Source organism: Bacillus sp. FSL K6-2869 (genome assembly GCF_040869405.1).
GTDB lineage: Bacteria > Bacillota > Bacilli > Bacillales > Bacillaceae > Bacillus > Bacillus altitudinis.
In genome coordinates, this window is the sequence record NZ_CP152035.1 from 38,817 (window position 1) to 61,908 (window position 23,092).

27 protein-coding genes are annotated in these 23,092 nt (G+C 41.0%); 26 read left to right on the top strand and 1 reads right to left on the bottom strand.

Going from position 1 to position 23,092, the window contains the following annotated elements; genetic code table 11:
* Positions 1–11: 11 nt before the first annotated feature.
* The 11 genes from MHI58_RS00200 (at position 12) to rsmI (ending at position 8,194) form a co-directional block, all read left to right on the top strand.
* Positions 12–1,073: a toxic anion resistance protein gene (locus MHI58_RS00200; RefSeq protein WP_045035081.1), complete on the top strand. Its 1,062-nt coding sequence runs from the start codon at positions 12–14 to the stop codon at positions 1,071–1,073.
* 77 nt (positions 1,074–1,150) lie between these two features.
* Positions 1,151–2,557 (top strand): aminotransferase class I/II-fold pyridoxal phosphate-dependent enzyme, encoded by a 1,407-nt coding sequence (locus MHI58_RS00205; protein WP_045035082.1) that lies wholly within the window; start codon positions 1,151–1,153, stop codon positions 2,555–2,557.
* Entirely contained in the window at positions 2,554–3,192 is a 639-nt protein-coding gene (gene tmk / locus MHI58_RS00210; protein WP_007496237.1) for a dTMP kinase, read from the top strand. The genes MHI58_RS00205 and tmk overlap by 4 nt, the downstream gene beginning before the upstream one ends.
* Before the next feature lie 79 nt (positions 3,193–3,271).
* Positions 3,272–3,601, top strand: coding sequence for a cyclic-di-AMP receptor (locus MHI58_RS00215; RefSeq protein WP_012008640.1), 330 nt, complete (start codon positions 3,272–3,274; stop codon positions 3,599–3,601).
* A 12-nt stretch (positions 3,602–3,613) separates the two neighbouring features.
* Complete coding sequence (locus MHI58_RS00220; RefSeq protein ID WP_008341898.1) at positions 3,614–4,054, top strand: YaaR family protein; 441 nt, start codon at positions 3,614–3,616, stop codon at positions 4,052–4,054.
* Positions 4,055–4,065: 11 nt separating this feature from the next.
* Positions 4,066–5,055, top strand: coding sequence for a DNA polymerase III subunit delta' (holB, locus tag MHI58_RS00225; RefSeq protein ID WP_045035083.1), 990 nt, complete (start codon positions 4,066–4,068; stop codon positions 5,053–5,055).
* Between the two features lie 2 nt (positions 5,056–5,057).
* The gene (locus tag MHI58_RS00230) at positions 5,058–5,885 is read left to right on the top strand and encodes a stage 0 sporulation family protein (RefSeq protein ID WP_024719352.1); all 828 of its coding nucleotides are present in this window, start codon (positions 5,058–5,060) and stop codon (positions 5,883–5,885) included.
* 14 nt (positions 5,886–5,899) lie between these two features.
* A complete protein-coding gene (gene yabA, locus MHI58_RS00235; protein ID WP_045035084.1) occupies positions 5,900–6,253 on the top strand; it encodes a DNA replication initiation control protein YabA in 354 nt (117 codons plus the stop codon).
* A gap of 55 nt (positions 6,254–6,308) precedes the next feature.
* Positions 6,309–7,052 (top strand): tRNA1(Val) (adenine(37)-N6)-methyltransferase, encoded by a 744-nt coding sequence (locus MHI58_RS00240; protein WP_017359328.1) that lies wholly within the window; start codon positions 6,309–6,311, stop codon positions 7,050–7,052.
* Positions 7,039–7,338 carry a GIY-YIG nuclease family protein gene (locus tag MHI58_RS00245; RefSeq protein ID WP_024719353.1) on the top strand — a complete coding sequence of 100 codons (300 nt, stop codon included), beginning with the start codon at positions 7,039–7,041 and terminating at the stop codon, positions 7,336–7,338. Before MHI58_RS00240 ends, MHI58_RS00245 begins: the two co-directional genes overlap by 14 nt.
* A complete protein-coding gene (gene rsmI, locus MHI58_RS00250; RefSeq protein WP_045035085.1) occupies positions 7,313–8,194 on the top strand; it encodes a 16S rRNA (cytidine(1402)-2'-O)-methyltransferase in 882 nt (293 codons plus the stop codon). The genes MHI58_RS00245 and rsmI overlap by 26 nt, the downstream gene beginning before the upstream one ends.
* Before the next feature lie 44 nt (positions 8,195–8,238).
* On the opposite strand, the gene MHI58_RS00255 is transcribed toward rsmI, so the two are convergent.
* Positions 8,239–8,529 (bottom strand): AbrB/MazE/SpoVT family DNA-binding domain-containing protein, encoded by a 291-nt coding sequence (locus MHI58_RS00255; RefSeq protein ID WP_087975202.1) that lies wholly within the window; start codon positions 8,527–8,529, stop codon positions 8,239–8,241.
* A gap of 519 nt (positions 8,530–9,048) precedes the next feature.
* Between MHI58_RS00255 and metG the strand changes: the two genes are divergently transcribed.
* The 15 genes from metG to MHI58_RS00330 all read left to right on the top strand — a co-directional run bounded on the left by metG (position 9,049) and on the right by MHI58_RS00330 (position 23,080).
* Positions 9,049–11,049, top strand: coding sequence for a methionine--tRNA ligase (gene metG / locus MHI58_RS00260; protein WP_041506541.1), 2,001 nt, complete (start codon positions 9,049–9,051; stop codon positions 11,047–11,049).
* Positions 11,050–11,130: 81 nt separating this feature from the next.
* Complete coding sequence (locus MHI58_RS00265) at positions 11,131–11,898, top strand: TatD family hydrolase (protein WP_017359325.1); 768 nt, start codon at positions 11,131–11,133, stop codon at positions 11,896–11,898.
* 244 nt (positions 11,899–12,142) lie between these two features.
* Positions 12,143–13,345: a ubiquitin-like domain-containing protein gene (locus tag MHI58_RS00270; RefSeq protein WP_368004351.1), complete on the top strand. Its 1,203-nt coding sequence runs from the start codon at positions 12,143–12,145 to the stop codon at positions 13,343–13,345.
* Between the two features lie 160 nt (positions 13,346–13,505).
* The gene (rnmV, locus tag MHI58_RS00275; protein WP_008341876.1) at positions 13,506–14,066 is read left to right on the top strand and encodes a ribonuclease M5; all 561 of its coding nucleotides are present in this window, start codon (positions 13,506–13,508) and stop codon (positions 14,064–14,066) included.
* Positions 14,059–14,937, top strand: a complete 879-nt coding sequence (rsmA, locus tag MHI58_RS00280; protein ID WP_045035088.1) for a 16S rRNA (adenine(1518)-N(6)/adenine(1519)-N(6))-dimethyltransferase RsmA — start codon at positions 14,059–14,061, stop codon at positions 14,935–14,937. The genes rnmV and rsmA overlap by 8 nt, the downstream gene beginning before the upstream one ends.
* Positions 14,938–15,224: 287 nt before the next feature.
* Positions 15,225–16,109: a sporulation peptidase YabG gene (gene yabG / locus MHI58_RS00285; protein WP_007496216.1), complete on the top strand. Its 885-nt coding sequence runs from the start codon at positions 15,225–15,227 to the stop codon at positions 16,107–16,109.
* 213 nt (positions 16,110–16,322) lie between these two features.
* Complete coding sequence (gene veg, locus MHI58_RS00290) at positions 16,323–16,580, top strand: biofilm formation stimulator Veg (RefSeq protein WP_003217979.1); 258 nt, start codon at positions 16,323–16,325, stop codon at positions 16,578–16,580.
* A 161-nt stretch (positions 16,581–16,741) separates the two neighbouring features.
* The gene (locus MHI58_RS00295) at positions 16,742–16,927 is read left to right on the top strand and encodes a small, acid-soluble spore protein, alpha/beta type (RefSeq protein ID WP_045035101.1); all 186 of its coding nucleotides are present in this window, start codon (positions 16,742–16,744) and stop codon (positions 16,925–16,927) included.
* A 147-nt stretch (positions 16,928–17,074) separates the two neighbouring features.
* A complete protein-coding gene (gene ispE, locus MHI58_RS00300) occupies positions 17,075–17,944 on the top strand; it encodes a 4-(cytidine 5'-diphospho)-2-C-methyl-D-erythritol kinase (protein WP_045035089.1) in 870 nt (289 codons plus the stop codon).
* A 55-nt stretch (positions 17,945–17,999) separates the two neighbouring features.
* Positions 18,000–18,833 (top strand): pur operon repressor, encoded by an 834-nt coding sequence (purR, locus tag MHI58_RS00305; RefSeq protein WP_007496210.1) that lies wholly within the window; start codon positions 18,000–18,002, stop codon positions 18,831–18,833.
* A 38-nt stretch (positions 18,834–18,871) separates the two neighbouring features.
* Positions 18,872–19,249: a 2-iminobutanoate/2-iminopropanoate deaminase gene (ridA, locus tag MHI58_RS00310; RefSeq protein WP_008341860.1), complete on the top strand. Its 378-nt coding sequence runs from the start codon at positions 18,872–18,874 to the stop codon at positions 19,247–19,249.
* 224 nt (positions 19,250–19,473) lie between these two features.
* Positions 19,474–19,770, top strand: a complete 297-nt coding sequence (gene spoVG / locus MHI58_RS00315; protein WP_008357439.1) for a septation regulator SpoVG — start codon at positions 19,474–19,476, stop codon at positions 19,768–19,770.
* A gap of 198 nt (positions 19,771–19,968) precedes the next feature.
* Positions 19,969–21,339 (top strand): bifunctional UDP-N-acetylglucosamine diphosphorylase/glucosamine-1-phosphate N-acetyltransferase GlmU, encoded by a 1,371-nt coding sequence (glmU, locus tag MHI58_RS00320; protein ID WP_045035090.1) that lies wholly within the window; start codon positions 19,969–19,971, stop codon positions 21,337–21,339.
* 22 nt (positions 21,340–21,361) lie between these two features.
* Positions 21,362–22,315: a ribose-phosphate diphosphokinase gene (locus MHI58_RS00325; RefSeq protein ID WP_003217907.1), complete on the top strand. Its 954-nt coding sequence runs from the start codon at positions 21,362–21,364 to the stop codon at positions 22,313–22,315.
* A 138-nt stretch (positions 22,316–22,453) separates the two neighbouring features.
* Positions 22,454–23,080 (top strand): 50S ribosomal protein L25/general stress protein Ctc, encoded by a 627-nt coding sequence (locus tag MHI58_RS00330; protein WP_008341853.1) that lies wholly within the window; start codon positions 22,454–22,456, stop codon positions 23,078–23,080.
* Positions 23,081–23,092 lie beyond the last annotated feature (12 nt).

Sequence of the window (23,092 nt, forward strand, 5' to 3'; positions counted from 1 at the left end):
AGTCAAACTCGATGAAACCAGAAGATCCAGTCATACCACCAGCCCCATCTACTACAGATCTTCCGTTTCGGGTGTTTGATACCTTATCTGATGAGGAAAAGCAGGAGGCGCTACAGCGAGCTGAGAAGATCCCTGACCATCCACAAAAACTTCTTTTCTATGGCACACGTGTGCAGGAACGATTGTTAGAACAATCAAAACAAATGATGCAATATGTGGAGAAAAAAGATATTGACCAAATCGGAGACGTTCTAGAAGCTTTTTTACAGCAACTGCATTTAGTGGAGCCAGAGGATTTATTGCCAAAGAAGCGAGGCTTTTTTTTAAGGTTATTTCAGCGAGAAAAGCGTTCTACTCAGGAGATCATATCTCGTTTTAAACAAGCAGAAGCACAGATAGAGAGATTGTCAGCAAGGCTTCGTTACGCAAGAGGCGTGTTAATTTCGGACCATAAGTTATTGGAGCGTTTATTTGAAGAAAATCAATCATACTTTCAAGAGATGACGTTACAGGTTGCAGCAGTTGAAGCAAAATTGTCGCTGTTAGAGCAACATGCCCTAACAGAATCACAGTCACATGATCGGACATTAGAGAAACAATTGATGAGTCGGGAAGTCGATGAAGAAGAATATATGGAGAGATTAAAAGAACGGAAGTATGATTTGTTGTTGAGCCGTCAAATCGCACTGCAATGTAATGCCCAAATTCGAATGATTCAGCATACAAACCATACATTAGCCAATCATATTCAATCAACTGTTTCCGCATCAATTCCTTTATGGATCAACCAAATATCGATTGCGTTCAATCATATTCAGCAGCGAGCCAATTCAGCGCTTGAGCAGCGTATCCAGCAAACATATGAACAGGTATCGAAGCAGCAAGGACAGCTGCTTGAAGATGCATCCTTAACGCCTATAGATACGTTGAAAAAGGTTCAGCGCCAATTGGCCGAAACATTGCAGGAAACGTTGCAGGTAAAAGAACATGGGAGCCAAGAACGAGCTCAATTAAAAAGTAGCATGCATGAGGCAGAGCAGAAGCTGGTGAATCATAAACCAATAAAGGAATGAGAATCCATCTTTCAGTTCACTTGTTTGAACGTTATAATAGATATAAGATATCGTTTAAGTGAAAAGGGTCGATTTGTTTGAAAACACCTTTATATACAGCATTATCACAACATGCGGAAAAGAAGCCCTATTCTTTTCACGTTCCGGGACATCACAATGGAGATGTCTTTTTTGATGAGGCACGGTCCTATTATGCATCCATTCTTCAGCTGGATGTGACAGAACTTGAAGGTCTAGATGATCTTCACCATCCGACTGGGGTGATTCAAGAGGCAGAGGATTTATTGGCAAAGCTATATGGAGCTAAACAAAGTTTTTTCCTTGTGAATGGCACAACCGTTGGCAATTTGGCGATGGTGATGTCTGCGTGTCAGGCTGGGGAGGGCATTTTCGTTCAGCGAAATTGTCATAAGTCTGTGTTCCATGCGATTGAGCTTGCGGGAGCGACGCCTATTATGTTAGAAACTGAGAGTGATCCGCACTTGCACGTCCCAACTCATGTGACGGAGGGAACAGTCAAACAAGCTATGGCGACACATCCTAACTGCCGGGCAATCGTTTTGACATATCCGAACTACTACGGACATGCAGCTGATTTATCAGGGCTCATTCAAATGTGTCATGAAGCTGGCATCATTGTATTGGTTGATGAGGCACATGGTGCTCATTTTGTATTAGGCGGTGCCTTTCCTCCTTCTGCCCTTTCCTATGGAGCAGACGTGGTGGTACAATCAGCACATAAAACCCTTCCGGCAATGACGATGGGGTCTTATCTCCATCTTCAAGGAGACCGAATTGATGTGAAGCGGATGAAGACTTTATTAACGATGCTTCAAAGCAGTTCACCTTCCTATCCAATTATGGCTTCGTTAGATGTGGCGAGAGCTTATGTGGAGGAGTTGAAGGGAAAAGGGTTAATGGACGAAATCATGAGAGACTTGGCAAAGCTGAAAGCACAGTTCAATATGATCTCCAATCTCGAAGTGGTTGAGTCTGACTCTTTATCTATGGATCCATTAAAATGTATCATTCGTTCAACAAAAGGGCTGACAGGCTATGAACTCAAAAAGGTGCTTGAGTCGGTGGAGGTTCACCCAGAACTTGCGGATGAACATCAAGTCTTACTCGTTTTTGGTCTAGGACAGACAAAGGACGTTCCTTTTACAGCTATAGAGCAGGCTCTTCAGCAAAGTGATTCATTGCTTGTAAAAAAAGAGCCTCAAACGGGATCACTCTTCTTAGAGGACGATCAGCAAAAGCGAGATGTAGAAGCTGTTCCATTCGAAAAAGCAACTGGCCGGATTAGTGCAGAATCGGTCATTCCCTATCCGCCTGGCATTCCTTTGATGATTAAAGGAGAACCGATTGAATCAGATCAAATTGCGACGTTAAGCCGTTTGCTTGGGCATCAAGTTCATGTGCAAGCAAGTCAGGTGATTCACCAGAGAAAATTATATGTTTATATAGAAGAGGAGACACTATGAGCGGTATGTTTATTACGTTTGAAGGACCGGAGGGTGCTGGAAAAACGACAGTGATTCGAAAAGTGTACGAAGAAATGGAACGTCAAGGATATGCAGTGATGGCGACACGTGAGCCTGGAGGCATCGACATTGCAGAGCAAATTCGTGAAGTCATTTTAAATGAAAAAAATACAAAAATGGACGCAAAAACAGAGGCATTGCTTTATGCAGCAGCTAGAAGGCAGCATTTGGCTGAAAAAGTAGAACCGGCATTGAAGCGGGGGGAAACTGTTTTATGTGATCGTTTTGTCGACAGCTCCCTTGCTTATCAGGGCTATGCGAGAGGGCTTGGGATTGAAGAAGTCAAATCCATTAATGATTTTGCCATTGATGGCACGATGCCGCAAATGACCATTTACTTTTCCATTACACCAGAGGAAGGTCTAAAGCGAATTGATGCCAATCAAGGAAGAGAAAAAAATCGATTAGACATGGAAACATTGAATTTTCATCAAATGGTCAGAGAAGGATATGAGCTGCTGATTGCGCAATCACCAGAACGATTCCGTGTAGTAGATGCGTCTCAGCCTGTTCAGGATGTCTTTAATGAAGTGTTTCAGCTGATTCAGGACACATTAAAGAAAAATCAAATATGACCTCATTCCCAATCGTTGTTATAATATAGAGGAAGACATCGGCATGTCACCTGTGCCTAAAATGAAGGAGGCCAATCAAATGAAATTAATTGTTGCCGTTGTACAGGATCAAGATAGCAGCAAGTTATTGAAAATATTGACCGAACATCAATTCGGCGTGACAAAATTAGCTTCGACTGGTGGATTTCTAAAGTCTGGGAATACGACTTTTATCATTGGTTGTGATGATGTCCGAGTGGATAAAGCGTTACAGCTAATCAAGGAAAATTGCCGTAAACGTGATCAAATGATCGCGCCTGTATCACCAATGGGTGGAAATGCAGATTCATATGTACCATACCCTGTTGAGGTTGAAGTTGGTGGAGCTACCGTCTTTATTCTGCCAGTTGAACAATTTCATCAATTTTAAGGATGGGTTGCTGTGAAAATTAATCAAGATATGCGGCTGCTTTTAGAAAAGCGTGAACTTCAAGCGATGAAAGGAAGCCAAACTTCAGCATCGTTTAAATCATCGATGGAGACACAAAGCGGTAAAATGCGTTTAGAGCAGCTGACAGTCATGCTGAGCGATATCGAAGTCTTCGGCAAAAAACTGACAAAGTCACGAAACCTTAAAGATTTGGCTAGGTTTAAAGGACTTGTGAAACGCTTTGTAAAAGAAACAGTCGATAATGGATTAAATATAGAGACATCAAGGAGCTTTGACATTTATGGCAACACACGAACACTCGCTTTAGTCAAAGCATTAGATGAAAAGCTGATTGAGTTAACAGAGGATATGATGAATCAAGAGAAACCCTCGATTGATTTGCTTGAACGTATTGGAGAAATAAAAGGTTTATTGATTAACCTTTACACATAGAGAGTGATAACATGGCAATTAGCTGGGATGACATGAATGATCTACAGCCGCGCGTCATGCGGCTGATTTTTAATAGTATTGATAAAGACCGACTGGCTCATGCTTACTTATTTGAAGGAAAAAAAGGGACAGGAAAGCTAGATGCTGCGATGCTTTTAGCGAAGAGCTTTTTTTGTTTGGAAGCAGGAGTGAAACCATGCGAGTCCTGTCAAAACTGCAAAAGAATTCAGTCTGGCAACCATCCAGATTTACATCTAGTGCAGCCTGACGGTCAATCAATTAAGAAGGCGCAAGTGCAGGCTTTGCAGGAGGAATTTACAAAAGCAGGCGTAGAATCGCATCGGAAAATGTATATCATTCTCCATGCGGACAAAATGACGGTCAATGCTGCGAACAGTTTATTAAAGTTCCTAGAGGAGCCCAACCGGGAAACGATGGCAATTTTAATCACTGAACAATCGCATAAAATGCTGGATACGATTATTTCAAGATGTCAGATGCTTAGCTTTCAGCCGCTGCAGCCGCAATCTTTGGAGCAGCAGCTTTTACAAGAAGGCGTGTCTCAGGATCTCGCAAGGCTTTTGTCGAATTTAACCAATAATTTAGCAGAAGCACTCGAATTAAGTCGAAATGATCAGTTTGCAGAGTCTAGAGCGAAAGTGATAAAATTGTATGAAGTCTTACACCAGCGAAAAGAACATGCATTTTTTTATATACAAGATCAATGGATGCCTTTTTTCAAAGAGAAAGACCTTCAAGAAACTGGTCTTGATATGCTTTTATTTATATATCGTGATGTATTGTCGATTCAAATAGGAAATGAAGATAAAGTCATTTATCAAGACTTATTCCAGACAATAAAGCAGCACGCGCTGCATTCCACACAGCAAATGGTGACGAATCAGATCCTTGCTGTATTAGAAGCGAAAAAGAGACTTCAATCCAACGTGAATGCCCAAGGGCTAATGGAGCAATTGGTGTTGATGTTGCAGGAGGGATAAGCTTGTACAACGTAATTGGTGTTCGCTTTAAAAAAGCGGGCAAAATCTATTATTTCGATCCTAATGGATTTCATATAGAAAATGATAGTTGTGTCATTGTAGAAACGGTTAGAGGTGTTGAGTACGGGCAAGTGGTCATCGCCAATAAAAAAGTAGATGAACACGATGTGGTTCTCCCTTTGCGTAAGGTGATTCGCGTCGCAGACGAACGAGACCGGCTCATCGTTGAGGAGAACAAAGAAGCAGCGATGGCAGCCTTTGACACATGTCTTCAGAAAGTAAGTGAACACGGCCTAGAAATGAAGCTGGTCGATGTCGAATTTACATTCGACCGCAACAAGGTCATCTTCTATTTTACAGCGGATGGCAGAGTAGATTTCCGTGAGCTGGTCAAGGACCTTGCATCTATCTTCAAGACGAGAATTGAACTTCGTCAAATCGGTGTAAGAGACGAGGCGAAAATGCTAGGCGGCATTGGTCCGTGTGGCCGTATGCTTTGCTGTTCAACTTTCTTAGGAGATTTTGAACCTGTGTCCATTAAAATGGCAAAAGATCAAAACCTCTCGTTAAACCCTACCAAAATTTCAGGGCTTTGCGGTCGTTTGATGTGCTGCTTGAAATATGAGAATGATGAGTACGAAACAGCAAAAGAACAATTACCGGACATCGGTGAAACGATTCAGACGTCTAATGGCTCTGCAAAGGTAGTAGGGCTTAATATTTTAGAACGAATTTTGCAAGTTGAATTAACCGGGCAAGAAAAAGTGATAGAATATACTTGGGAAGAATTAATACAAGAAGGCGTTGTATCTGCACAAACAACTGAGTAACGAGGTGTGCCACCTTGGATAAAAAGGAACTATTTGATACGGTGATTAATTTAGAAGAACAAATCGGTTCTCTTTATCGCCAGCTAGGTGATTTGAAAAATCATATTGGTGAAGTGATTGAAGAAAATCATCAGCTGCAGATGGAGAATCAGCACTTGCGTGAACGTCTGGATCAATCCGATCGAGATAAACCGTCTGAGGCAGAGCATGATTCTGCCCAGAAGCCAAGTCATTCTGATATAGGAGAAGGTCATGATAACCTAGCTCGTTTATATCAGGAGGGCTTCCATATTTGTAATGTACATTATGGGAGCATTCGGAAAGAGGGAGACTGTTTGTTCTGTCTGTCATTTTTAAATAAAAAATGAGAAAAGGCTTCCGCTGAATCGGGAGCCTTTTTCACAGGAAAAGAAAGGATACATCATGGTTTCGTTAAGAGAAGATGAACGTTTAGACTACTTGCTTGCAGAAGATATGAAAATTATTCAAAGTAAAACGGTGTTCGCCTTTTCATTGGATGCAGTGTTATTAGCAAAATTTGCGTATGTGCCGATTCAAAAAGGGGAGATTATTGATCTTTGTACGGGAAATGGCATCGTTCCATTGCTGCTTTCGACGAGATCTAAAGCCTCTATTACAGGGGTTGAAATTCAAGAACGTCTGTTTGATATGGCAAAGAGAAGTGTGGCGCATAATCAACTGGAGCAGCAGATTGAGTTGATCCATGGTGATTTAAATGATATGCCTAAACGGTACGGAAACCACAAAGTAGACGTGATTACTTGTAATCCGCCATATTTTAAGACTCCTTCTAAGGATGAAATCAATGAAAATGAGTATTTGGCGATTGCACGTCATGAGATTCATTGTACATTAGAAGATGTCATTCGTGTTTCTTCCACTTTGCTAAAGCAAGGAGGCAAACTGGCAATGGTTCATCGCCCTGGACGGCTGCTTGAGATTGTTGAAATGATGAAGAAATACCGAATTGAGCCAAAACGAATTCAATTTGTATATCCGAAACAGGGAAAAGAAGCGAATACCATTTTAGTGGAAGGGATGAAAGATGGAAAACCGGATTTGAAAATCCTCCCGCCGCTTTTTGTTTATGGAGAAGACCAAGAGTATACAAAAGAAATCAGGACGATACTGTATGGAGAAGCATAGTCATTATTTCTATGTATTGAAATGTGCAGATGGCAGTTTGTACGCTGGGTATACAAATAACTTACAAAAAAGGCTGACTGCCCATAATAGTGGGAAGGGTGCAAAGTATACGAGAGCTAGACGGCCGGTGGAACTCTATTACCACGAATGCTTTTTAACCAAAAGAGAAGCCATGCAACAGGAATATCGTTTCAAAACGTGGACACGTCGAAAAAAGGACATGTATATAGAAGAAAAGCGAATCAAAAAGGAGGCGGCACATGAAAAAGACACAGAAAAGCTTTGATGGTCAATCAGAAATGGGTATTCTTTATCTCGTACCAACCCCGATTGGAAACTTAGAAGATATGACGTTTCGAGCGATACAAACGTTAAAAGATGTAGACTATATTGCCGCAGAAGATACGAGACAAACGAAAAAGCTTTGTCATGTCTATGAAATTGATACCCCACTAACGAGTTATCATGAACATAACAAAGATAGCAGTGGTCATAAGTTAATCGAATGGTTAAAAGAAGGAAAGAACATTGCACTCGTGAGCGATGCCGGTTTACCGACGATCTCTGATCCAGGAGCCGAAGTGGTTCGCGACTTTGCGAACATCGGAGGCTATGTCATTCCGTTACCTGGTGCAAATGCAGCACTTACGGCGCTCATTGCGTCAGGAATCGCACCTCAGCCATTTTTCTTTTACGGTTTTCTTGATCGTCAAAAAAAGGAAAAGAAAAAACAGCTGGAAGCATTGAAGAAACGCCAAGAAACAATTGTTTTCTATGAAGCGCCCCATCGGTTAAAAGAAACGCTGACTGTGATGAAAGAAGTGTGGGGGAACCGGAATATTGCCATTACGAGAGAACTGACAAAGAAATTTGAAGAGTTTATTCGTGGAGATTTAGAATACGCGCTGACCTGGGTGACAGAACAACAAATCCGTGGTGAGTTCTGTCTCGTTGTACAAGGAAATGATCAGGATGAAGAAGAACTGAATGAAGAAGCTTGGTGGAATTCTTTATCTGAAAAAGAGCATGTGATCCATTACATAGAGGAAGGGTTAACGTCAAAAGAGGCTATTAAACGTACTGCGGTCGAACGTGGTGTGCCAAAGCGAACGATCTATGATGCGTATCATATTGAACAATAAAGAAAGGTTCTTGCAAACGGTGCAAGAACCTTTTTATATAAAACTTATTTTTGTGATTGAAGTTGGTTTTGGATTTCGTTAATGATTTGCTCTGCACCTTCACGGCTAAGAACTAATTTACCATTAGCAAGTTTAAGGTTATCGTCTGATACTTCACCTGTTACTTGGCAAGTCATGTTTGGTTTATATTTTTTTAGGATAATTTTTTCATCATCAACATAAATTTCCAAAGCGTCTTTTTCTGCGATTCCTAACGTACGGCGAAGCTCGATTGGAATCACCACGCGTCCTAATTCGTCAACTTTACGTACAATACCTGTAGATTTCATCTTCATTCTCCTCCCAAAAAGTTCTTATTCTTAATATAATATTATCTTCGTCATTATTCGACAAATTCCTTACATTCCTAGCATAACAAGGTTTCCATAAATCGTCAATCATTTTGTTTACTATTGTTTGTAAAATATGACTCTTAAAGTCAAAGGACCTTGAAACTACCGGTGTATAAGGATTTTTCAGAATTTATCTATAAAAATATGAAAAATGACGATAACAGATTAACAAGACTTTTGCCCTAATTTAGCCAATTGTAAATCTGGAAATAGATTTCATACGACAATATTCGACAAAATGTCGAGCGGTTTGTCGTTTTTTTCGAAAAACTCATCTTTTTCGTTCATTTCAATCTGTTCTATGTATATATGCTTGATCTTAAAGGCTAAGATGGTATCATAGAGAAAGCACAAGTGCAAAACATAATGAAATGATCTGACACATTTTAATGAAGTATGATGACCGCTCTCGTCCATTGGGCGGGAGTTTTTGACATTTACACACAAGCAGGAGGTTCCGACATGCCGGAAAAGAAAAAAACGTTTTATCTGACTACACCAATTTACTATCCGAGCGGAAAATTACATATTGGACATGCTTATACGACAGTGGCAGGGGATGCCATGGCTCGATATAAACGTCTGCAAGGCTATGATGTGATGTATTTAACGGGTACAGATGAGCACGGACAAAAAATTCAGCAAAAAGCTGAAGAACAAAATATTACACCGATTGAGTATTTAGATCCGGTCGTTGCTGACATTAAATCATTATGGAAGAAACTCGACATTTCAAACGATGATTTCATTCGTACAACGGAAAAAAGACATACGAAAATCATTGAGCAAGTCTTCCAAAAGTTGCTTGATCAAGGAGATATTTATTTAGATCAATATGAGGGCTGGTACAGTATTCCTGATGAAACATTCTATACGGAAACACAGCTTGTTGATGTTGAGCGAAATGAGAAAGGGGAAGTCATTGGAGGGAAAAGCCCAGACAGTGGACACCCTGTTGAATTGATTAAAGAGGAATCATATTTCTTCCGTATGAGTAAGTATGCAGATCGCTTACTAGACTATTACGAAAAGAACCCGTCGTTCATTCAGCCTGAATCAAGAAAGAATGAAATGATTAATAACTTCATTAAACCGGGGTTAGAGGATTTAGCTGTATCAAGAACAACCTTTGATTGGGGCATTAAAGTACCTAATAATCCGAAGCACGTCATCTATGTATGGATTGATGCGTTATTCAACTACTTAACAGCGATTGGCTACGGAACCGATCAAGATGAAAAATATAAAAAATATTGGCCTGCCAACGTACACCTAGTCGGGAAAGAAATTGTACGATTCCATACAATTTACTGGCCAATTATGCTGATGGCGCTTGATCTGCCGTTGCCAAAACAAATTTTTGCACATGGCTGGCTGCTCATGAAAGATGGCAAAATGTCTAAATCAAAAGGGAACGTAGTAGATCCTGTTACGTTAATTGATCGCTATGGTCTTGATGCTCTTCGTTATTACCTGCTACGCGAAGTACCATTTGGTGCAGACGGTGTGTTTACACCAGAAGGATTCGTGGAACGTGTAAACTATGACCTTGCCAATGATTTAGGAAACTTGCTTAATCGTACAGTGGCGATGGTGCAAAAATACTTCGACGGTACATTAAGCAGCTATAAGGGACCAGTCAATGAGTTTGATGAGGAACTAAAAGCTGTAGCCGAACAAACGGTGAAAGCCTATGAAGAAGCGATGGAAAACCTCGAATTCTCAGTGGCTCTTTCAAATGTTTGGACATTAATCAGCAGAACGAATAAATATATTGATCAAACAGCTCCTTGGGTATTAGCGAAGGATGAAACAAAACGAAAAGAACTGCATTCTGTGATGTACCATTTAGCAGAATCACTTCGAATCACAGCTGTATTGTTAACACCATTCTTAACAAAAACACCTGAGAAAATCTTCTTCCAGCTTGGAATTGAAGAAGAGAAACTCAAAAGCTGGGAAAGCATTCTTTCTTTCGGTGCGATTCAAAAAGCGACGGTACAAAAAGGTGAGCCATTGTTCCCTCGTTTAGAGGTTGAAGAAGAAGTGGCATACATTAAAGAGAAGATGCAAGGAAGTGCGCCTAAGGTAGAAGAAGAGTCAGTTGAAATAGAAGAAACTGAATTACCTGAACTGGGTGCCGAAATTGCCTTCGATGATTTTTCGAAAGTTGACCTTCGTGTAGCACAAGTATTGGAAGCAGCACCAGTGAAAAAAGCTGACCGTCTCTTAAAGCTTCAGCTTGATTTTGGATTTGAAAAGAGACAAATTGTCTCAGGGATTGCCAAGCATTATCAACCAGAAGAATTGGTAGGGAAGAAGCTCGTCTGCGTAGCGAATCTCACACCAGTTAAACTAAGAGGAGAAATTTCCCAGGGAATGATTTTAACAGGAGAAACTGGTGGTAAATTGCAGGTTCTTGAAGTAGATCAATCTCTAGCAAATGGAACGAAAATTTTATAATTTAACAAAGGTGTTCCACGTGTAACATTTCGTCGAACACCTTTTGTTTTTCAGAAGAATTGTCGAAAGGAGCAATCAACCATGTTATTTGACACACATGCCCATTTAAATGCTGAACAATATAATGAAGACTTAGAGCAGGTGATTGAAAGAGCCAAAAGTGAAAAGGTAGAGAAGATTGTGGTAGTCGGGTTTGATCGCCCAACCATTACGAGAGCGATGGAGCTAATTGAAGCATATGATTTTATGTATGCAGCCATCGGCTGGCATCCTGTTGATGCCATTGATATGACAGATGAAGATTTGGCTTGGATCAAAGAATTATCTCAGCATGAAAAGGTTGTTGCCATTGGAGAAATGGGTCTAGATTACTATTGGGACAAGTCGCCAAAAGATGTGCAAAAAGAAGTCTTTAGACGTCAAATTGCTCTTGCAAAAGAAGTGAATCTGCCAATTATCATTCATAACCGTGACGCTACGGAAGATGTAGTGACGATCTTAAAAGAAGAAGGAGCGGCAGAAGTCGGAGGAATTATGCACTGCTTTACTGGCAGCCTCGAAATTGCAAAAGCATGTATGGAAATGAACTTTTATATCTCATTCGGTGGACCTGTGACATTTAAAAATGCGAAAAAACCGAAAGAAGTTGTAAAGGATATTCCAAGTGATCGTCTTCTAATTGAGACAGACTGCCCGTATTTAACTCCAGCGCCATTTAGAGGGAAACGAAATGAGCCGAGCTATGTGAAATATATCGCAGAACAAATTGCTGAATTGCGAGAAATAAGCTTTGAAGAGCTTGCTGCATTGACAACAGAAAATGCGAAAAAAGTTTTCCGTATAAACTGACAGTATATGATGTCAATCCTTGTTTAAGCTTGTCCAATTGTGAAACATAACGAAAAAGTTCTACACGTTTGCGCCTCCTCATAGGATAAGTTGTCGATAAGTCTTTCTTCCCTTCCTTCCAAAAATCTCCCATAATAGGTTTACAATCGAGCATTTTTGTACAGTGGGTGGAAGGGTTGACAGGTTTTGAGATACTCTATATAATCTCTCCGAGGAGAAGGAGGCGTTTTTCATCGTACAAAAAATGAAAAATCTGTTTTCTGTCAAGCTAGGAAAAGGCAAGGTTTTATTTCTAGTCGCTTGCTTGCTTTTAGCTGGAACTGGGACGGCTTACGGTGCGCATGAGCTCACTAAGCAGTCTATTACCATTTCAATCAATGGCAAAGAGAAGACAATTCGTACACATGAAGAGACAGTAGCACAGCTGCTTTCAGACCTTGGAATAGGGACCAGGGCGGAGGATCAAATCTCTCCAAGTCTAAATACAAAGATTCAAGACAACATGAACATTGTGTATGATGCGGCTATACCGGTTCATCTCACCCTAGATGGGAAAGAGAAAACGATATGGACAACAGATCAGACGGTTGGAGCATTATTGAAGAATGAGAAGATAGATATTGGGAAGCACGATCAAGTAACTCCAGGAAAGAATGACAAGATTAAAAAGAATATGGATCTTGTGGTTCAGCAGGCCTTCCAGGTCAGCTTAAACGATGGAGGAAAGGATAAGAAAGTGTGGACCACTTCGACTACGGTCGCTGACTTTTTAAAGCAACAAGAGCTGAAGCTCAAGAAGCACGATAAGATCAAACCTGCGTTACATAGTCACCTTTCTAAAAAAAGCGCAGATGTGAAGATCACTCGGGTGGAAAAAGTCACCGATGTAGTGGAAGAGAAAATTGCTTTTGATACCAAACATAAAAAGGATCGATCTCTTGAAAAAGGAAAAGAGAAGGTGCTTGAAAAAGGTGAAGAAGGTAAATTAAAGAAGCACTATGCCATTGTGAAAGAAAACGGCAAAGTGGTGTCTAAAGAATTAATTAAAGAGGTTACTGCAAAAGACAGTAAGGATCGTTTAGTGGCCGTTGGTACACAAGTGTCCAAGAAAGAACCTAAAGCGTCCCCTGCGGTTTCAAGAAGTAATGAATCGTCAGGAAAAGAGTTCTATGTGACGTCCACAGCCTATACAGCGGGCTGTGCTGGATGTACGGGTAGAACGTCTACAGGCTTTAATTTAAAAGCAAATCCGGGTGCAAAGGTCATAGCAGTAGATCCGAGTGTCATTCCGCTGGGCTCTAAAGTGTATGTGGAAGGCTATGGGTATGCCGTTGCATCAGACACTGGATCTGCTATAAAAGGGAATAAAATTGATGTGTTCGTCCCAAGTAAGTCGGCAGCTTATCAATGGGGAAATAAACGAGTGAAAATTAGAGTGCTCAAATAAACACATCAAATCATTTATATGAACAGAGGGCTTTGCGCACCCTCTGTTTTTTTGGTTATAATAGAAGCACTGTTTTCTAATTAATTAGACGCAAAAACAGCATGGAAGGTTTCATTTTTTGACAAAAAAATGTAGATTGTTTTTGCAAGCGGAGGAATACATGAAAATCAAAGAAATCATTGTGGTGGAGGGGCGTGACGACACTGCTAGAGTAAAAATGGCAGTTGATGCAGATACGATTGAAACGAATGGATCTGCCATTGGCGATACAGTCATTCAACAAGTGCGTCTTGCTCAGGAGACGAGGGGGGTTATCATTTTAACTGATCCTGATTTCCCTGGGGAAAAGATCCGTAAAACCATCGCAGAGGCTGTCCCTGGCTGTAAGCACGCCTTTTTACCAAAACACCTTGCGAAAGCGAAGCGGGACAAAGGAATTGGTGTCGAGCATGCTTCCTTGGATAGTATTCGAGAATGCCTTGCACATGTCCATGAGGAAATGGAAGAATCAGAAAGCGAGATTACGTTAGACGATTTATTTGACGCAGGCCTTATCGGAGGCGAAGCATCAAAACGCCGCCGCGAACGATTAGGTGTGCTTTTAAATATAGGATATACAAATGCGAAGCAGCTGCAAAAGCGTCTTCACATGTTCCAAATAACGAAAGAGGATTTTATTGCGGCCTTAAAGACCGTCATGCAGGAGGAAGCCGATGAATAAAGATATTGCGACGCCCATCAGAACGAAGGAAATACTGAAGAAGTACGGTTTCTCTTTTAAAAAGAGCTTAGGGCAAAACTTTTTAATTGATACGAATATTTTAGATCGCATTGTCGATCATGCAGAGATAACGGATGAGACCGGTGTGATTGAAATTGGCCCTGGTATCGGTGCGTTGACTGAACAGCTCGCCAAACGGGCAAAGAAAGTCACGGCTTTTGAAATCGACCAGCGCCTATTGCCGATTTTAAACGATACGCTTTCTCCATATGATAATGTCACCATTATTCATCAAGACGTATTAAAAGCAGATGTAAGAAAGGTGATTGAAGAACAGTTTGCTGACTGTAAAGAAGTAATGGTCGTAGCAAACCTTCCTTATTATGTGACGACACCAATTATTATGAAATTGCTTGAAGAAAACCTTCCATTGAAAGGCATCGTTGTCATGCTGCAAAAAGAAGTAGCAGATCGCATGGCTGCTGTTCCTTCATCAAAAGAATACAACTCTTTGTCGATTGCAGTGCAATTTTATACAGAAGCGAAGACGGTCATGGTTGTGCCGAAAACGGTTTTCGTCCCACAACCAAATGTGGATTCAGCGGTAATCAAACTAACTGTTCGTGAAACGCCTGCGGTCTCAGTAGACAATGATGCGTTTTTCTTTCAACTGATTCGTGCGAGTTTTGGCCAGCGCCGGAAGACATTGATGAATAACTTGATGAACAATCTGCCAGATGGCAAGAAACATAAAGCCATCATTGAAGAAGCCCTTGTAACAGCTGAGGTTGATGGGAAACGCCGCGGTGAATCATTGTCAATCGATGAATTTGCCCGTTTGTCCAATGTTTTACACAAAGCCCTTTCATAAGGGCTTTTCAACGTGTAGACAAACCCTCGCATTCGGTGTCAGTCCTGCGCGCTGGTGCTCACGAATGTCAAATTCGCTCCGCGTCAGTACTCGTCCATCCTAGACTGCAAAGGTTTTCTATCACGCTGAAAAGAAGACAAAGCTCTTTCATAAGGGCTTTTTTCTTTTGGTTTTCACCACTTCACCTGTTCAGGCATAGGCTAGAAAGAACAACACACCTGAAAGAAGAACAAGTGTAGCGTAAGACGATACCAACAGGATAAGAGCCTGATTGTGGAGTGAAAAGCATGCAATTTCAAATAGGAGATATGGTGACGAGGGCATCCTATCAGATGGATATTATGTTTCGTATCATTCGAATTGATGAGACAGACCAGCACGAAGCCACCGCCATTTTGCATGGGAATGAAGTGAGGCTGATCGCCGATGCGAAGATGTCAGATTTGGTCTTGATTCAAAAAGAGGAGCAGCTGACAAGAGAGAAGGACGATGAACGGAAAATTAACGAATCGCTCGACTTACTCAGGCAAGATTATCAGCTGCTTCGTGAAAAACAAGAGTATTATACGTCTGGACAATATCAGCATCAGGAGCAGTATTTTCATATGCCCGGAAAGGTTCTGCATTTAGATGGAGATGCTTCATACTTAAAGAAATGCTTAGATGTATATGAAAGAATCGGTGTACCTGTGTATGGTGTGCATTGCCACGAGAAGAAAATGCCAAGCATGATTGATTCATTAATTGATCAATACCGACCTGATATTTTGGTCATCACAGGACATGATGCGTATTCTAAACAAAAGGGCGGTGTACACGATATCGGTGCATATCGTCATTCTCGTCATTTCGTTGAAACGGTTCAAAAGGCAAGAAGGAAGGTTCCGCATTTAGATCAGCTCGTGATCTTTGCAGGTGCCTGCCAATCTCATTTTGAATCATTAATTCAAGCAGGTGCTAATTTTGCAAGCTCACCCTCACGTGTCAACATTCATGCACTTGACCCCGTCTATATTGTTGCCAAGATCAGCTTCACTCCATTTGTAGATCGAATCAACGTGTGGGATGTGCTCCGAAATACGCTGACGAGAGAAAAAGGTCTCGGAGGGATTGAAACAAGGGGTGTTTTAAGGGTAGGTATGCCATATAAAAGAGACCATGAATCGACATAACCCGACTGATTTCAGTCTGGTTTTTTTTATGCTCAAAAAGAAATTTCATATGAATACATAATTCACCGGAATTTGAGAAAAATAGGGAGGAGAAAAGGTAGAAGTTTGTCAAAATTATTTTGTTGACAATGGCTCGTGTTGGTTGATATAATTTAATTTTTATTTGACAAAAATGGGCCGTTGTTGTATAATTATCTCAGTGAGGTGGATGCAATGGCGAAGACTTTGTCCGACATCAAAAGATCGCTTGATGGTAACTTAGGTAAACGTTTGACGTTAAAGGCTAACGGAGGCCGCCGAAAAACAATTGAGCGTTCGGGCATTTTAGCTGAAACGTACCCTTCTGTTTTTGTGATTCAATTAGATCAAGATGAGAATTCGTTTGAAAGAGTTTCTTACAGTTATGCAGATATACTGACTGAGACGGTCGAATTAACGTTCGATGATACCGCTAGCTCAGTCGCCTATTAATGGGCAGTGAACTTTTTGTTTACTGCTTTTTGTTTTGCCTTTTTTCTGTATGGGAGGCTGTCCATTATTTGAAAGGGGTAAAAGGCGGGAATCGATGCAAAATAAGAAAGCCACGAATGAGTGGCAATGATTCGAATTCTCGACCAAAGGGGCTGTTTCGTTTGGGTAGACGCCGAGGCATCATGTCAGATGAGTTCAAATACGAGCTGGCGAAGGATCTTGGATTTTATGATACCGTCAAAAATGGAGGCTGGGGAGAGATTCGTGCGCGTGACGCAGGAAATATGGTCAAACGTGCCATTGAATTAGCTCAACAGCACATGGCTCAAGAAGAGAATCACCGATAAAGAAATGATCAGGGATACCTCGGGTGTCTCTGGTCTTTTTTGCTTGAAAAAGTGAGTGTGCTGGGGGCAAAAGCCAATATTCATCAGATCCATCAAATGTGATACAATATTGATACTTATGTTTAGATGGAGAAGTAGGTGAAATGTTTGCGTATTTTAGAAAAAGCACCGGCAAAAATTAATCTCTCACTTGATGTTCATGGAAAAAGACCGGATGGATATCACGAAGTGGAGATGGTGATGACAACAATAGATCTTGCAGATCGACTAGAGCTGACGGAGCTGGACAAAGACGAAATCCGTGTATCATCTCATAATCGTTTTGTGCCAGACGATCAACGGAATTTGGCTTATCAGGCGGCTAAATTATTAAAAACAAGATTCGGTATTCAAAAAGGCGTATCGATTGTCATCACAAAAGCAATTCCCGTCGCAGCAGGTTTAGCTGGAGGCAGCAGTGATGCCGCAGCAGCGCTTCGCGGCTTAAACCGTTTGTGGAAGTTAAATCTCACGTTAGATGAACTAGCTGAGCTTGGAGCGGAGATCGGCTCAGATGTCTCTTTTTGTGTACACGGAGGGACAGCGCTAGCGACAGGACGTGGAGAGAAACTAAAGCATATTGCGACACCGCCGCATTGCTGGGTGATTTTAGCGAAGCCGGTGATTGGGGTATCTACAGCTGAGGTCTACAGACAATATGACGCAAGCAAAGTAGAACACCCAAATGTACAGTGTATGATTGAAGCAATTGAAGCGAAAGATTATAAAGAGATGTGCGGCTCACTCGGTAACGTGTTGGAATCTGTGACATTAAAGATGTATCCGGAAGTCGATATGATTAAGAGACAGATGAAACGTTTCGGAGCAGATGCTGTATTAATGAGCGGCAGCGGGCCAACTGTATTTGGCTTGATTCAATATGAATCGAAGGTACAAAGAATATATAACGGACTGAGAGGATTTTGTGATCAGGTTTACGCTGTCCGCATGATCGGCGAACAAAATACCCTTGATTAAATCCGTATATTAAGTTATATTATTCATAAATTATTCGGGTTCTGGGGGTAAGTTCATGAAGTTTCGTCGAAGCGGCAGATTGGTGGACTTAACAAATTATTTGTTAACCCACCCGCACGTACTAGTACCTTTAACTTTTTTTGCAGAGCGATATCAATCTGCGAAGTCCTCTATTAGTGAAGACTTAACGATTATCAAACAGACCTTCGAACAGCAGGGAATAGGGACTTTACTTACTGTACCTGGCGCTGCTGGCGGAGTGAAATATATTCCAAAGATTCATCTGAAAGAAGCAGACGAAGTCGTCAACGATATCGGAGAGGCATTATCAACTCCTGAACGTGTGCTTCCTGGCGGTTATTTATATTTAACTGATGTTTTAGGCAATCCATCGATTCTTGCGAAAATCGGTAAGCTTTTTGCGACCATTTTTTCGGATCGACCGATTGATGTTGTCATGACTGTTGCGACGAAAGGTATTCCGATTGCCTATTCTGTTGCAGGTTATTTAAATGTGCCTGTTGTGATCGTTAGAAAAGATAATAAGGTAACTGAAGGATCAACTGTGAGTATTAATTATGCATCAGGTTCTTCTAACCGAATTCAAACCATGTCACTTGCAAAGCGGAGCTTAGATAAAGGATCCAATGTGTTGATTATTGATGACTTTATGAAAGCAGGCGGAACCATTAATGGCATGATGAATCTTCTAGAGGAATTTAATGCAAATGTTGCAGGGATCGGTGTTTTATTAGAAGATGAAGGCGTAGATGAACGTCTTGTCGATGAATATGTATCACTTTTAAAGCTTTCAACCATTGATATGAAGCAGAAAATCATTGAGATTAATGAAGGTAATTTCCACGAGTTTTTTCATTCGAAAGCTTAAGCTTTGATCAAACATGTATTTGAATGGGAGAGATTGATATGACAAAAGTTGTTCAAACCAAAAACGCGCCAGCAGCCATTGGACCTTACTCTCAAGGGATTATCGTCAATAACATGTTTTACAGCTCAGGGCAGATTCCGTTAACGCCAGCTGGAGATTTTGTGAATGGAGATATTAAAGAACAAACACATCAAGTGTTTCATAATCTTAAAGCCGTCCTTGAAGCAGCGGGTGCTTCCTTTGAAACAGTCGTGAAAGCAACGGTTTTCATTAAAGATATGGAACAATTCGCTGAAGTGAATGAAGTGTACGGTGAATACTTCCATACACATAAGCCAGCTCGTTCATGTGTAGAAGTAGCCAGACTTCCAAAAGATGCACTTGTAGAAATTGAAGTTGTGGCATTAGTGAAATAAACAGGCCATCTCTTTGGAGACCGTTTGGTTTCATTATATGTATGAAAAGGCATCGTCATGATGTCTTTTTTCACGCAACCGATGTAAGCGTCGTCATTAAAATGACAAAAAATGTATAAATATCCCGATATTTCAAAAAAAGTTTAAAAAAAGAGCAGGAGAATCACCACAATCGTTGAATACCTAATTAATGCTTTTATATTGGGAAAAGGTGGTGAACTACTGTGGAAGTTACTGACGTAAGATTACGCCGCGTGAATACCGATGGTCGCATGAGGGCGATTGCATCCATCACGCTGGACCACGAATTTGTTGTTCATGATATTCGTGTGATTGATGGAAACAATGGCTTGTTTGTTGCAATGCCTAGCAAACGTACGCCTGATGGAGAGTTTCGCGACATTGCACATCCAATTAATTCAAGCACTCGGGGTAAAATCCAAGATGCTGTTTTAAATGAGTATCATCGCTTAGGCGAAGAGGAAGAGACAATTGAATATGAAGAAGCTGGAGCTTCTTAAAGATATGTGAACCTAAAAAGACAGCTTTAAGAGAAAATGAATGTTTTCTTTTAAATGCTGTCTTTTTTGCGTTTTTCCTCTTGTTCCTTATGTCTCCCGTTCATTAGAAAATTAATGCACTTCCTCTTGTATCCTTGAAATCAGTCCTTATTTAGGATATATTTTTCTATGGATAATAGGGATATTGGAGGCCAATCAATGGATAAGCGGTTCGCAGTGATTTTAGCAGCGGGAAAAGGAACAAGAATGAAGTCAAAGTTATACAAAGTACTTCATCCAGTTTGCGGAAAGCCAATGGTCGAGCATGTGGCAGATCAAGCGTTAAAGCTATCTTTAGCCAAGCTTGTGACGATTGTCGGTCATGGAGCAGAGGACGTCAAGAAGCAGCTTGGGGACAGAAGTGAATATGCACTTCAAGAAGAACAGCTGGGAACAGCACATGCCGTCAAACAAGCCAAATCGTTCCTTGCGCAGGAAAAGGGAACAACCATTGTCATTTGTGGAGATACACCATTATTGACAGCGGAAACAATGGAAGCCATGTTAAGCGAGCATCAAAAACAACAAGCGAAAGTGACGATTTTGACAGCACACGCGGATGATCCAACAGGTTATGGACGTATTATTCGTGATGAAACAGGTGCTGTAGTAAAAATCGTCGAGCATAAAGATGCAAATGATGCTGAACGTCAAGTGAATGAAATTAATACTGGAACCTATTGCTTTTCAAATGAAGATCTCTTCCGTGTGATTGAGCAAGTGTCAAATGAAAATGCACAAGGTGAATACTATTTGCCGGATGTCATTGAAATTCTAAAGAATGAAGGACAGACGGTTGCAGCGTATCAAACACCACATTTTGAAGAAACACTTGGAGTCAATGATCGTATCGCTCTATCACAAGCAGAGCAATTCATGAAGCGACGTATTAATCATCAGCATATGAAGAATGGTGTAACCTTGATTGATCCTGAGAACACGTATATCTCGCCCGATGCAGTCATCGGTGAAGATACAATGATTTATCCTGGGACGGTCATCAAAGGGAATGTAAAGATTGGTGCAGATGCCACAATCGGTCCGAACACTGAAATTGTTGATAGCGTAATTGGAGATCGGACAGTCATTAAGCAGTCTGTTGTCTGCGATAGTGAAGTTGGGGTAGATGTGACAATTGGACCGTTTGCTCATATTCGCCCATTGTCGAAAATTGGCGATGAAGTGAAGATCGGGAATTTTGTCGAAATCAAGAAAACAGTTTTCGGTGACCGAAGCAAAGCGTCTCATCTCAGCTATATTGGAGATGCAGAGGTCGGAGCGGATGTAAACCTTGGTTGTGGATCTATTACAGTTAATTATGATGGGAAGAACAAATTCTTAACGAAGATTGAAGATGGCGCATTTATTGGCTGTAATTCAAATCTCGTTGCACCAGTCACTGTCGGAAAAGGGGCATATGTTGCAGCCGGTTCAACGGTTACAGAAGATGTACCGCAGGATGCATTGTCTATTGCTAGAGCAAGACAAGTTAATAAAGAAGATTATGTGAAAAATATTCATAAAAAATAATCCAAATACCCGGAGGTTTACCATGTCTAATCGTTATGCTGATGCGAATTTAAAGATATTCTCTTTGAATTCAAACCCTGAACTTGCCAAAGAAATTGCCGATCGTATCGGAGTTGATGTAGGAAAGAGCTCTGTTAAACGTTTTAGTGACGGTGAAGTCCAAATCAATATTGAAGAAAGTATCCGTGGCTGTGATTGTTATGTTATTCAATCTACTAGTGCGCCAGTCAATGAGCACATTATGGAGCTACTCATTATGGTAGATGCACTAAAACGCGCTTCTGCGAAAACGGTCAATATTGTGATCCCTTATTACGGATATGCACGTCAAGATCGTAAGGCGAAACCTCGTGAGCCAATCACGGCGAAGCTTTTTGCGAACTTACTTGAAACAGCAGGTGCTACACGTGTCATTGCACTTGACCTTCATGCGCCGCAAATCCAAGGTTTCTTTGATATTCCAATCGATAACTTAATGGCTGTGCCAATCTTAACAAACTATTTTGAACAGAAAAACTTGAATGATATCGTTGTTGTGTCTCCTGACCACGGTGGTGTTACGCGTGCGCGCAAAATGGCGGACCGCCTGAAAGCACCAATCGCAATTATCGACAAACGTCGTCCGAAGCCGAACGTGGCTGAAGTGATGAACATCATTGGGAACATTGAAGGCAAAACGGCGATTCTCATCGATGATATCATTGATACAGCTGGTACGATTACACTTGCTGCAAATGCACTTGTGGAAAATGGAGCGGCTGAAGTCTATGCTTGTTGTACTCACCCGGTATTGTCTGGACCAGCAGTAGAACGTATTACAAACTCTAAAATTAAAGAATTAGTTGTGACAAACAGTATTCACTTAACAGATGACAAGAAAGTTGGAAAATTCATTCCGCTTTCAGTTGGGCCTTTGCTTGCAGAAGCCATCATCCGTGTACATGAAGAAGAATCTGTGAGCTACCTTTTCAGCTAATTTTCTGATTGAAAAAGGCCCTAGGCATCAGCTTGGGGTCTTTTTGCTGTGATAAATGAAAGGCAAACATGTTTAAAATGATTCAGTTATGGGTATTTATGAAAGTAGTGACAAAAAAGAAATAGGATGGTGCTGAATATGGCAACTTTAAAAGCAAATAAAAGAACTGATTTCAAACGTTCCACACTGCAAAAAATCCGTCATTCAGGACACGTTCCTGGTGTCATATACGGAAAAAATACAGACAACCTGGCTGTTTCATTAGACAGTATTGATTTATTAAAGACATTACGTGATGAAGGAAAAAACACAATCATCACATTAGACGTTGGCGGTGAAACAAAATCTGTGATGGTAACAGAACTGCAAACAGATCCGTTGAAAAATGAGCTTGTCCACGCTGATTTCCAAGTGGTCGACTTACAGCGAGAAATTGACGCAGATGTACCTGTACAACTCATTGGCGAATCCAAAGGTGTAAAGGATGGCGGTGTGCTTCAGCAGCCACTATTTGAGCTATCCATTACAGCGAAACCAAAGGATATCCCGCAAAATATTGAAGCTGATATTACAAACTTAGAAGTAAATGACGTACTAACAGTTGGTGATCTGTCTGTTCAGTCTACGTATCAAATTAATAATGATCCAGAAGAAGTTGTTGCTTCGATCTTACCGCCTCAGCAATCAGAGGTTCCAGAGCCAGATAGTGAAGAGGAAACGCAAGAGCCTGAGGCCATTAAAGAAAAAGATGACAGCGAAGAATAACTGGTCAATTAG

Coding starts and splice junctions, on each gene's coding strand:
- MHI58_RS00200 (WP_045035081.1), top strand. CDS start 12: ATGAAACCAGAAGATCCAGTCATACCACCAGCCCCATCTACTACAGAT.
- tmk (WP_007496237.1), top strand. CDS start 2,554: ATGAGCGGTATGTTTATTACGTTTGAAGGACCGGAGGGTGCTGGAAAA.
- MHI58_RS00215 (WP_012008640.1), top strand. CDS start 3,272: ATGAAATTAATTGTTGCCGTTGTACAGGATCAAGATAGCAGCAAGTTA.
- holB (WP_045035083.1), top strand. CDS start 4,066: ATGGCAATTAGCTGGGATGACATGAATGATCTACAGCCGCGCGTCATG.
- MHI58_RS00240 (WP_017359328.1), top strand. CDS start 6,309: ATGGTTTCGTTAAGAGAAGATGAACGTTTAGACTACTTGCTTGCAGAA.
- MHI58_RS00245 (WP_024719353.1), top strand. CDS start 7,039: ATGGAGAAGCATAGTCATTATTTCTATGTATTGAAATGTGCAGATGGC.
- rsmI (WP_045035085.1), top strand. CDS start 7,313: ATGAAAAAGACACAGAAAAGCTTTGATGGTCAATCAGAAATGGGTATT.
- MHI58_RS00255 (WP_087975202.1), bottom strand. CDS start 8,529: ATGAAGATGAAATCTACAGGTATTGTACGTAAAGTTGACGAATTAGGA.
- metG (WP_041506541.1), top strand. CDS start 9,049: ATGCCGGAAAAGAAAAAAACGTTTTATCTGACTACACCAATTTACTAT.
- MHI58_RS00265 (WP_017359325.1), top strand. CDS start 11,131: ATGTTATTTGACACACATGCCCATTTAAATGCTGAACAATATAATGAA.
- MHI58_RS00270 (WP_368004351.1), top strand. CDS start 12,143: ATGAAAAATCTGTTTTCTGTCAAGCTAGGAAAAGGCAAGGTTTTATTT.
- rnmV (WP_008341876.1), top strand. CDS start 13,506: ATGAAAATCAAAGAAATCATTGTGGTGGAGGGGCGTGACGACACTGCT.
- rsmA (WP_045035088.1), top strand. CDS start 14,059: ATGAATAAAGATATTGCGACGCCCATCAGAACGAAGGAAATACTGAAG.
- yabG (WP_007496216.1), top strand. CDS start 15,225: ATGCAATTTCAAATAGGAGATATGGTGACGAGGGCATCCTATCAGATG.
- veg (WP_003217979.1), top strand. CDS start 16,323: ATGGCGAAGACTTTGTCCGACATCAAAAGATCGCTTGATGGTAACTTA.
- purR (WP_007496210.1), top strand. CDS start 18,000: ATGAAGTTTCGTCGAAGCGGCAGATTGGTGGACTTAACAAATTATTTG.
- ridA (WP_008341860.1), top strand. CDS start 18,872: ATGACAAAAGTTGTTCAAACCAAAAACGCGCCAGCAGCCATTGGACCT.
- glmU (WP_045035090.1), top strand. CDS start 19,969: ATGGATAAGCGGTTCGCAGTGATTTTAGCAGCGGGAAAAGGAACAAGA.
- MHI58_RS00325 (WP_003217907.1), top strand. CDS start 21,362: ATGTCTAATCGTTATGCTGATGCGAATTTAAAGATATTCTCTTTGAAT.
- MHI58_RS00330 (WP_008341853.1), top strand. CDS start 22,454: ATGGCAACTTTAAAAGCAAATAAAAGAACTGATTTCAAACGTTCCACA.